The 1,889-nt window shown below is 67.4% G+C and carries 1 protein-coding gene; it reads left to right on the top strand.

Annotated elements, in window-relative coordinates; translation table 11 throughout:
* On the top strand, positions 1 to 1,889 hold a 1,889-nt coding region (locus ABZ293_RS42005), incomplete at both ends, for a condensation domain-containing protein (protein ID WP_355189917.1).

Here is a 1,889-nt window from a genome sequence, read left to right on the forward strand (position 1 = left end):
GCGACCCGGTTCGATCCGGCTCGTGCGCCGCTGCTGCGGTGGATGCTGGTTACCACCGCGCCGGGGCACTACCGGCTGGTGTTGACCAATCATCATCTGCTGCTCGATGGCTGGTCGACGCCGCTGCTGCTGAAGGAACTGCTGGTGCTCTACGCCACCGACGGCGATGCCACCATCCTGCCCGAGGTCCGTCCCTACCGGGACTTCCTGGCCTGGATCGCGGGGCAGGACCTGCCTGCGGCGCTGGATGCGTGGGCCGCTGCGTTCGACGGCACCGAGGAGCCGACCTTGGTGGCACAAGCCGACCCCGGCCGCCGTTACACCGAGTCCCGCGATGTGGTCGCCGAGCTGACCGAGGAGCAGACCGCGGCGCTGAACCAGCTGGCCAGGGCCCGTGGGATCACCCTCAACACCGTGATCCAGCTGGCGTGGGCAATTGTGTTGGGCTCGTTGACTTCCCGCGACGATGTGACCTTCGGTGCCGCGGTGTCGGGGCGGTCCCCGCAGCTGGCGGGTATCGAATCGATGATCGGACTGTTCATCAACACGCTGCCGGTGCGGGTCCGTCTGGACGCCGCCGAGAGCCTGGGACAGCTGCTCGACCGAGTCCAGGCCGAGCAGACCGCTCTGCTCGATCACCAGTTCGTCGGCCTCACCGAAATCGAGCGAGTCGCCGGGCCAGCAGCGGTGTTCGACACGATGACAGTGTTCGAGTCGTATCCGGTCGATCGTTTCGGGCTCACCGCCGATACCGATATCGCGGGCATGCGGGTCGTCGACGTTGCGGGTATGGACGGCGCGCATTATCCGATGGGCGTGGTCGCGCACGTCGACACGCGGTTGCACCTGAAGATCAAGTACCTGCCCGAACTGTTCGACCACGACACAGTCGAGGCGACCCTGCAGCGGGTGCTGCGCGTGCTCGACGTCATCGCCACCGACCCGGATCTGCCGCTGGCCCGGCTGCAGTTGCTCACCCCCGCGGAATACCGTGAGTTGACACCGGTTTCGGGTTCCCCGGAGGTGCCGGGGCGGGTCCTGCCGCAGCTGCTGACGGCGACGGTGCAGCGTGATCCGGGGGCGGTCGCGGTGGTGTTCGAGGATCGGCAGTGGAGCTACGGTGAGCTCGATGCGGAGTCGAATCGGTTGGCGCGGTTGCTGATCGATCAAGGGGTGGGGCCGGAGACGAGTGTCGCGGTGGGGTTGGCACGGTCGGTCGAGTCGGTACTTGCGGTGTGGGCAGTGGCGAAGTCGGGGGCGGCATTCGTTCCAGTGGACCCGCAGTATCCGACCGGCCGCATCGAGCACATGCTCACCGACTCCGGCGCGACAGTGGGAATCACCCTGTCACAGTGGCGAGATCGATTCCCCGGATCAGTATCGTGGTTGGTCCTCGACGAGGCGGCCGACACGGGGGAGTTGTCGGCGGTACCGGTGACCGATGCGGGGGAGTTGTCGACGGCACCGGTGACCGACGCGGAGCGAACGCGGTCGGTCCGACTCGACCAGGCGGCATACGTGATCTACACCTCCGGTTCAACGGGTGTGCCCAAGGGCGTGATCGTCACGCACCAGGGCCTGGCGAACCTGGTGACCGAACAATGTTCACGATTCGACATCGGGCCGGACGCGGGTGTCCTGCATGTCGCGTCGCCCAGTTTCGATGCGGCGGTCCTGGAACTGCTGTGGGCGTTCGCATCGGGTGGACGGCTGGTCATCGCACCGCCGACCGTCTACGGCGGGACCGAGCTGGCACAGATCCTGTCGAGCCAGCGCGTCACCCATGCCGCGCTCACGCCGACGGCCCTGGCGACGGTCGACCCGGCCGGGCTGGAGCACCTCGAGACCGTCGTCGTCGGCGGTGAAGCGCCTCCACCCGACCTGGTGTC

The sequence above is a fragment of the Nocardia sp. NPDC005998 genome, from assembly GCF_040614395.1.
In the GTDB taxonomy this organism is placed as follows: domain Bacteria; phylum Actinomycetota; class Actinomycetes; order Mycobacteriales; family Mycobacteriaceae; genus Nocardia.